At 52.6% G+C, this 7814-nt stretch carries 6 protein-coding genes and 4 pseudogenes; 8 read left to right on the top strand and 2 right to left on the bottom strand.

Features of this window, described 5'->3' with window-relative positions; genetic code table 11:
* Positions 1-127 precede the first annotated feature (127 nt).
* Positions 128-664: pseudogene (gene intI1, locus FTU17_RS16305) on the bottom strand (class 1 integron integrase IntI1); the annotation flags it as partial.
* Between the two features lie 155 nt (positions 665-819).
* Here intI1 and dfrA16 point away from each other — a divergent pair.
* The 8 genes and pseudogenes from dfrA16 to FTU17_RS16265 all read left to right on the top strand — a co-directional run bounded on the left by dfrA16 (position 820) and on the right by FTU17_RS16265 (position 7610).
* On the top strand, positions 820-1293 hold the full coding sequence (gene dfrA16 / locus FTU17_RS16300) for a trimethoprim-resistant dihydrofolate reductase DfrA16 (protein ID WP_032490158.1): 474 nt from the start codon (positions 820-822) through the stop codon (positions 1291-1293).
* Positions 1294-1457: 164 nt separating this feature from the next.
* Positions 1458-2324: a PSE family carbenicillin-hydrolyzing class A beta-lactamase CARB-2 gene (locus FTU17_RS16295; RefSeq protein WP_001931474.1), complete on the top strand. Its 867-nt coding sequence runs from the start codon at positions 1458-1460 to the stop codon at positions 2322-2324.
* 117 nt (positions 2325-2441) lie between these two features.
* Positions 2442-3280, top strand: a pseudogene (locus FTU17_RS16290) (AadA family aminoglycoside 3''-O-nucleotidyltransferase).
* A 214-nt stretch (positions 3281-3494) separates the two neighbouring features.
* Complete coding sequence (locus FTU17_RS16285) at positions 3495-4754, top strand: chloramphenicol efflux MFS transporter CmlA6 (RefSeq protein WP_001256773.1); 1260 nt, start codon at positions 3495-3497, stop codon at positions 4752-4754.
* A 92-nt stretch (positions 4755-4846) separates the two neighbouring features.
* A pseudogene (aadA1, locus tag FTU17_RS16280) lies at positions 4847-5685 on the top strand (ANT(3'')-Ia family aminoglycoside nucleotidyltransferase AadA1).
* Between the two features lie 116 nt (positions 5686-5801).
* Positions 5802-6149, top strand: coding sequence for a quaternary ammonium compound efflux SMR transporter QacE delta 1 (locus tag FTU17_RS16275; RefSeq protein WP_000679427.1), 348 nt, complete (start codon positions 5802-5804; stop codon positions 6147-6149).
* Entirely contained in the window at positions 6143-6982 is an 840-nt protein-coding gene (gene sul1 / locus FTU17_RS16270; RefSeq protein WP_000259031.1) for a sulfonamide-resistant dihydropteroate synthase Sul1, read from the top strand. Before FTU17_RS16275 ends, sul1 begins: the two co-directional genes overlap by 7 nt.
* Before the next feature lie 127 nt (positions 6983-7109).
* Complete coding sequence (locus FTU17_RS16265) at positions 7110-7610, top strand: GNAT family N-acetyltransferase (RefSeq protein WP_000376623.1); 501 nt, start codon at positions 7110-7112, stop codon at positions 7608-7610.
* Positions 7611-7739: 129 nt separating this feature from the next.
* Here FTU17_RS16265 and FTU17_RS16260 read toward each other — a convergent pair.
* A pseudogene (locus FTU17_RS16260) lies at positions 7740-7814 on the bottom strand (IS6 family transposase); the annotation flags it as partial.

Genomic DNA, 7814 nt, shown 5'->3' with positions numbered 1-7814 from the left:
GCCAGGCCTCAGCATTTTATTATGGTGATCCCCTGGGCGAAATGCGCCTGGTAAGCAGAGTTTTTGAAATGTAAGGCCTTTGAATAAGACAAAAGGCTGCCTCATCGCTAACTTTGCAACAGTGCCACATCAAGGCCCGATCCTTGGAGCCCTTGCCCTCCCGCACGATGATCGTGCCGTGATCGAAATCCAGATCCTTGACCCGCAGTTGCAAACCCTCACTGATCCGCATGCCCGTTCCATACAGAAGCTGGGCGAACAAACGATGCTCGCCTTCCAGAAAACCGAGGATGCGAACCACTTCATCCGGGGTCAGCACCACCGGCAAGCGCCGCGACGGCCGAGGTCTTCCGATCTCCTGAAGCCAGGGCAGATCCGTGCACAGCACCTTGCCGTAGAAGAACAGCAAGGCCGCCAATGCCTGACGATGCGTGGAGACCGAAACCTTGCGCTCGTTCGCCAGCCAGGACAGAAATGCCTCGACTTCGCTGCTGCCCAAGGTTGCCGGGTGACGCACACCGTGGAAACGGATGAAGGCACGAACCCAGTGGACATAAGCCTGTTCGGTTGGTAAGCTGTAATGCAAGTAGCGTATGCGCTCACGCAACTGGTCCAGAACCTTGACCGAACGCAGCGGTGGTAACGGCGCAGTGGCGGTTTTCATGGCTTGTTATGACTGTTTTTTTGTACAGTCTATGCCTCGGGCATCCAAGCAGCAAGCGCGTTACGCCGTGGGTCGATGTTTGATGTTATGGAGCAGCAACGATGTTACGCAGCAGGGCAGTCGCCCTAAAACAAAGTTAACTCGAGGGAGAAATCGTGAAGTTATCACTAATGGCTGCCAAGTCGAAGAACGGTATTATCGGTAATGGACCAGATATTCCATGGAGCGCCAAAGGCGAGCAACTTCTATTTAAGGCAATTACATATAATCAATGGCTTTTAGTTGGACGCAAAACTTTTGAGTCAATGGGCGCTCTCCCAAATCGAAAGTATGCAGTTGTAACTCGCTCTAATTTTTCTACGAATGATGAGGGTGTAATGGTTTTCTCCTCAATTCAGGATGCCTTAATAAATTTAGAGGAAATCACGGATCATGTTATCGTTTCTGGTGGTGGTGAAATATACAAAAGCTTGATTTCCAAAGTAGATACTTTGCATATTTCAACAGTCGACATCGAGCGAGATGGAGACATAGTTTTTCCTGAAATCCCAGATACATTCAAGTTGGTATTTGAGCAAGATTTCGAGTCTAACATTAACTATTGTTATCAAATCTGGCAAAAGAGTTAACAAGCGCCTGCAATCTGACCTCCGGTTACTGTCACCTTTTTTTGCGGTGGAGCTGCAAAAAAGGCGCCATTAACCTCCGGCAGTTGAGGCGGGCGTTAGCCATATTATGGAGCCTCATGCTTTTATATAAAATGTGTGACAATCAAAATTATGGGGTTACTTACATGAAGTTTTTATTGGCATTTTCGCTTTTAATACCATCCGTGGTTTTTGCAAGTAGTTCAAAGTTTCAGCAAGTTGAACAAGACGTTAAGGCAATTGAAGTTTCTCTTTCTGCTCGTATAGGTGTTTCCGTTCTTGATACTCAAAATGGAGAATATTGGGATTACAATGGCAATCAGCGCTTCCCGTTAACAAGTACTTTTAAAACAATAGCTTGCGCTAAATTACTATATGATGCTGAGCAAGGAAAAGTTAATCCCAATAGTACAGTCGAGATTAAGAAAGCAGATCTTGTGACCTATTCCCCTGTAATAGAAAAGCAAGTAGGGCAGGCAATCACACTCGATGATGCGTGCTTCGCAACTATGACTACAAGTGATAATACTGCGGCAAATATCATCCTAAGTGCTGTAGGTGGCCCCAAAGGCGTTACTGATTTTTTAAGACAAATTGGGGACAAAGAGACTCGTCTAGACCGTATTGAGCCTGATTTAAATGAAGGTAAGCTCGGTGATTTGAGGGATACGACAACTCCTAAGGCAATAGCCAGTACTTTGAATAAATTTTTATTTGGTTCCGCGCTATCTGAAATGAACCAGAAAAAATTAGAGTCTTGGATGGTGAACAATCAAGTCACTGGTAATTTACTACGTTCAGTATTGCCGGCGGGATGGAACATTGCGGATCGCTCAGGTGCTGGCGGATTTGGTGCTCGGAGTATTACAGCAGTTGTGTGGAGTGAGCATCAAGCCCCAATTATTGTGAGCATCTATCTAGCTCAAACACAGGCTTCAATGGCAGAGCGAAATGATGCGATTGTTAAAATTGGTCATTCAATTTTTGACGTTTATACATCACAGTCGCGCTGATAAGGCTAACAAGGCCATCAAGTTGACGGCTTTTCCGTCGCTTGTTTTGTGGTTTAACGCTACGCTACCACAAAACAATCAACTCCAAAGCCGCAACTTATGGCGGCGTTAGACATCATGAGGGTAGCGGTGACCATCGAAATTTCGAACCAACTATCAGAGGTGCTAAGCGTCATTGAGCGCCATCTGGAATCAACGTTGCTGGCCGTGCATTTGTACGGCTCCGCAGTGGATGGCGGCCTGAAGCCATACAGCGATATTGATTTGTTGGTTACTGTGGCCGTAAAGCTTGATGAAACGACGCGGCGAGCATTGCTCAATGACCTTATGGAGGCTTCGGCTTTCCCTGGCGAGAGCGAGACGCTCCGCGCTATAGAAGTCACCCTTGTCGTGCATGACGACATCATCCCGTGGCGTTATCCGGCTAAGCGCGAGCTGCAATTTGGAGAATGGCAGCGCAATGACATTCTTGCGGGTATCTTCGAGCCAGCCATGATCGACATTGATCTAGCTATCCTGCTTACAAAAGCAAGAGAACATAGCGTTGCCTTGGTAGGTCCGGCAGCGGAGGAATTCTTTGACCCGGTTCCTGAACAGGATCTATTCGAGGCGCTGAGGGAAACCTTGAAGCTATGGAACTCGCAGCCCGACTGGGCCGGCGATGAGCGAAATGTAGTGCTTACGTTGTCCCGCATTTGGTACAGCGCAATAACCGGCAAAATCGCGCCGAAGGATGTCGCTGCCGACTGGGCAATAAAACGCCTACCTGCCCAGTATCAGCCCGTCTTACTTGAAGCTAAGCAAGCTTATCTGGGACAAAAAGAAGATCACTTGGCCTCACGCGCAGATCACTTGGAAGAATTTATTCGCTTTGTGAAAGGCGAGATCATCAAGTCAGTTGGTAAATGATGTCTAACAATTCGTTCAAGCCGACCGCGCTACGCGCGGCGGCTTAACTCCGGCGTTGGGCGCACAATAAGGCTCCTTGCAGAGTTGCTTGAAAGTTGTTACGATTCAAATTTAATCATGAGATAGTCAGCAGATGAGCACTTCCAAGAACGCAGACAAGTAAGCCGCAGCAACCTTCATTTTTCGGTTGTTGCGGCGTTCTCATGAATCCTTTTGCTCTACGGGAGCGCCGCCAAATCCTTTGTTCAAGGAGATGGTTTCGTGCGCTCAAAAAACTTTAGTTGGCGGTACTCCCTTGCCGCCACGGTGTTGTTGTTATCACCGTTCGATTTATTGGCATCACTCGGCATGGACATGTACTTGCCAGCAGTGCCGTTTATGCCAAACGCGCTTGGTACGACAGCGAGCACAATTCAGCTTACGCTGACAACGTACTTGGTCATGATTGGTGCCGGTCAGCTCTTGTTTGGACCGCTATCGGACCGACTGGGGCGCCGCCCCGTTCTACTGGGAGGTGGCCTCGCCTACGTTGTGGCGTCAATGGGCCTCGCTCTTACGTCATCGGCTGAAGTCTTTCTGGGGCTTCGGATTCTTCAGGCTTGTGGTGCCTCGGCGTGCCTTGTTTCCACATTTGCAACAGTACGTGACATTTACGCAGGTCGCGAGGAAAGTAATGTCATTTACGGCATACTCGGATCCATGCTGGCCATAGTCCCGGCGGTAGGCCCATTGCTCGGAGCGCTCGTCGACATGTGGCTTGGGTGGCGGGCTATCTTTGCGTTTCTAGGTTTGGGCATGATCGCTGCATCTGCAGCAGCGTGGCGATTCTGGCCTGAAACCCGGGTGCAACGAGTTGCGGGCTTGCAATGGTCGCAGCTGCTACTCCCCGTTAAGTGCCTGAACTTCTGGTTGTACACGTTGTGTTACGCCGCTGGAATGGGTAGCTTCTTCGTCTTTTTCTCCATTGCGCCCGGACTAATGATGGGCAGGCAAGGTGTGTCTCAGCTTGGCTTCAGCCTGCTGTTCGCCACAGTGGCAATTGCCATGGTGTTTACGGCTCGTTTTATGGGGCGTGTGATACCCAAGTGGGGCAGCCCAAGTGTCTTGCGAATGGGAATGGGATGCCTGATAGCTGGAGCAGTATTGCTTGCCATCACCGAAATATGGGCTTTGCAGTCCGTGTTAGGCTTTATTGCTCCAATGTGGCTAGTGGGTATTGGTGTCGCCACAGCGGTATCTGTGGCGCCCAATGGCGCTCTTCGAGGATTCGACCATGTTGCTGGAACGGTCACGGCAGTCTACTTCTGCTTGGGCGGTGTACTGCTAGGAAGCATCGGAACGTTGATCATTTCGCTGTTGCCGCGCAACACGGCTTGGCCGGTTGTCGTGTACTGTTTGACCCTTGCAACAGTCGTGCTCGGTCTGTCTTGTGTTTCCCGAGTGAAGGGCTCTCGCGGCCAGGGGGAGCATGATGTGGTCGCGCTACAAAGTGCGGAAAGTACATCAAATCCCAATCGTTGAGAGAATGTGGCAAGCTATCGCCCAACAAATCGCTGCAGCCGACCCAAAACCGCTACGCGGTTTCGGTCGGCTGAGCTCAGGCGTTAAACATCATGAGGGAAGCGGTGATCGCCGAAGTATCGACTCAACTATCAGAGGTAGTTGGCGTCATCGAGCGCCATCTCGAACCGACGTTGCTGGCCGTACATTTGTACGGCTCCGCAGTGGATGGCGGCCTGAAGCCACACAGTGATATTGATTTGCTGGTTACGGTGACCGTAAGGCTTGATGAAACAACGCGGCGAGCTTTGATCAACGACCTTTTGGAAACTTCGGCTTCCCCTGGAGAGAGCGAGATTCTCCGCGCTGTAGAAGTCACCATTGTTGTGCACGACGACATCATTCCGTGGCGTTATCCAGCTAAGCGCGAACTGCAATTTGGAGAATGGCAGCGCAATGACATTCTTGCAGGTATCTTCGAGCCAGCCACGATCGACATTGATCTGGCTATCTTGCTGACAAAAGCAAGAGAACATAGCGTTGCCTTGGTAGGTCCAGCGGCGGAGGAACTCTTTGATCCGGTTCCTGAACAGGATCTATTTGAGGCGCTAAATGAAACCTTAACGCTATGGAACTCGCCGCCCGACTGGGCTGGCGATGAGCGAAATGTAGTGCTTACGTTGTCCCGCATTTGGTACAGCGCAGTAACCGGCAAAATCGCGCCGAAGGATGTCGCTGCCGACTGGGCAATGGAGCGCCTGCCGGCCCAGTATCAGCCCGTCATACTTGAAGCTAGACAGGCTTATCTTGGACAAGAAGAAGATCGCTTGGCCTCCCGCGCAGATCAGTTGGAAGAATTTGTTCACTACGTGAAAGGCGAGATCACCAAGGTAGTCGGCAAATAATGTCTAACAATTCGTTCAAGCCGACGCCGCTTCGCGGCGCGGCTTAACTCAAGCGTTAGATGCACTAAGCACATAATTGCTCACAGCCAAACTATCAGGTCAAGTCTGCTTTTATTATTTTTAAGCGTGCATAATAAGCCCTACACAAATTGGGAGATATATCATGAAAGGCTGGCTTTTTCTTGTTATCGCAATAGTTGGCGAAGTAATCGCAACATCCGCATTAAAATCTAGCGAGGGCTTTACTAAGCTTGCCCCTTCCGCCGTTGTCATAATCGGTTATGGCATCGCATTTTATTTTCTTTCTCTGGTTCTGAAATCCATCCCTGTCGGTGTTGCTTATGCAGTCTGGTCGGGACTCGGCGTCGTCATAATTACAGCCATTGCCTGGTTGCTTCATGGGCAAAAGCTTGATGCGTGGGGCTTTGTAGGTATGGGGCTCATAATTGCTGCCTTTTTGCTCGCCCGATCCCCATCGTGGAAGTCGCTGCGGAGGCCGACGCCATGGTGACGGTGTTCGGCATTCTGAATCTCACCGAGGACTCCTTCTTCGATGAGAGCCGGCGGCTAGACCCCGCCGGCGCTGTCACCGCGGCGATCGAAATGCTGCGAGTCGGATCAGACGTCGTGGATGTCGGACCGGCCGCCAGCCATCCGGACGCGAGGCCTGTATCGCCGGCCGATGAGATCAGACGTATTGCGCCGCTCTTAGACGCCCTGTCCGATCAGATGCACCGTGTTTCAATCGACAGCTTCCAACCGGAAACCCAGCGCTATGCGCTCAAGCGCGGCGTGGGCTACCTGAACGATATCCAAGGATTTCCTGACCCTGCGCTCTATCCCGATATTGCTGAGGCGGACTGCAGGCTGGTGGTTATGCACTCAGCGCAGCGGGATGGCATCGCCACCCGCACCGGTCACCTTCGACCCGAAGACGCGCTCGACGAGATTGTGCGGTTCTTCGAGGCGCGGGTTTCCGCCTTGCGACGGAGCGGGGTCGCTGCCGACCGGCTCATCCTCGATCCGGGGATGGGATTTTTCTTGAGCCCCGCACCGGAAACATCGCTGCACGTGCTGTCGAACCTTCAAAAGCTGAAGTCGGCGTTGGGGCTTCCGCTATTGGTCTCGGTGTCGCGGAAATCCTTCTTGGGCGCCACCGTTGGCCTTCCTGTAAAGGATCTGGGTCCAGCGAGCCTTGCGGCGGAACTTCACGCGATCGGCAATGGCGCTGACTACGTCCGCACCCACGCGCCTGGAGATCTGCGAAGCGCAATCACCTTCTCGGAAACCCTCGCGAAATTTCGCAGTCGCGACGCCAGAGACCGAGGGTTAGATCATGCCTAGCATTCACCTTCCGGCCGCCCGCTAGCGGACCCTGGTCAGGTTCCGCGAAGGTGGGCGCAGACATGCTGGGCTCGTCAGGATCAAACTGCACTATGAGGCGGCGGTTCATACCGCGCCAGGGGAGCGAATGGACAGCGAGGAGCCTCCGAACGTTCGGGTCGCCTGCTCGGGTGATATCGACGAGGTTGTGCGGCTGATGCACGACGCTGCGGCGTGGATGTCCGCCAAGGGAACGCCCGCCTGGGACGTCGCGCGGATCGACCGGACATTCGCGGAGACCTTCGTCCTGAGATCCGAGCTCCTAGTCGCGAGTTGCAGCGACGGCATCGTCGGCTGTTGCACCTTGTCGGCCGAGGATCCCGAGTTCTGGCCCGACGCCCTCAAGGGGGAGGCCGCATATCTGCACAAGCTCGCGGTGCGACGGACACATGCGGGCCGGGGTGTCAGCTCCGCGCTGATCGAGGCTTGCCGCCATGCCGCGCGAACGCAGGGGTGCGCCAAGCTGCGGCTCGACTGCCACCCGAACCTGCGTGGCCTATACGAGCGGCTCGGATTCACCCACGTCGACACTTTCAATCCCGGCTGGGATCCAACCTTCATCGCAGAACGCCTAGAACTCGAAATCTAACGTCCGTTCGGGCATCGAGGTCCATGTCGGGGTGGGACGGGCCCGTGGCTTCAAGATCACTTGCAGTCCGACCGCGAGGCACTGTTGCAAAGTTAGCGATGAGGCAGCCTTTTGTCTTATTCAAAGGCCTTACATTTCAAAAACTCTGCTTACCAGGCGCATTTCGCCCAGGGGATCACCATAATAAAATGCTGAGGCCTGGCC

The organism is Acinetobacter sp. YH12070, from assembly GCF_013419625.1.
Taxonomy (GTDB): domain Bacteria; phylum Pseudomonadota; class Gammaproteobacteria; order Pseudomonadales; family Moraxellaceae; genus Acinetobacter; species Acinetobacter amyesii.
Note: the sequence above shows the minus strand (reverse complement) of the source record. Positions and strands in the feature narration are given on the sequence as shown.

What these genes read in the sequence shown, in the direction of transcription:
- FTU17_RS16295 (WP_001931474.1), top strand. Translation starts at nt 1,458, where the DNA reads ATGAAGTTTTTATTGGCATTTTCGCTTTTAATACCATCCGTGGTTTTT.
- FTU17_RS16275 (WP_000679427.1), top strand. Translation starts at nt 5,802, where the DNA reads ATGAAAGGCTGGCTTTTTCTTGTTATCGCAATAGTTGGCGAAGTAATC.
- sul1 (WP_000259031.1), top strand. Translation starts at nt 6,143, where the DNA reads ATGGTGACGGTGTTCGGCATTCTGAATCTCACCGAGGACTCCTTCTTC.
- FTU17_RS16265 (WP_000376623.1), top strand. Translation starts at nt 7,110, where the DNA reads ATGGACAGCGAGGAGCCTCCGAACGTTCGGGTCGCCTGCTCGGGTGAT.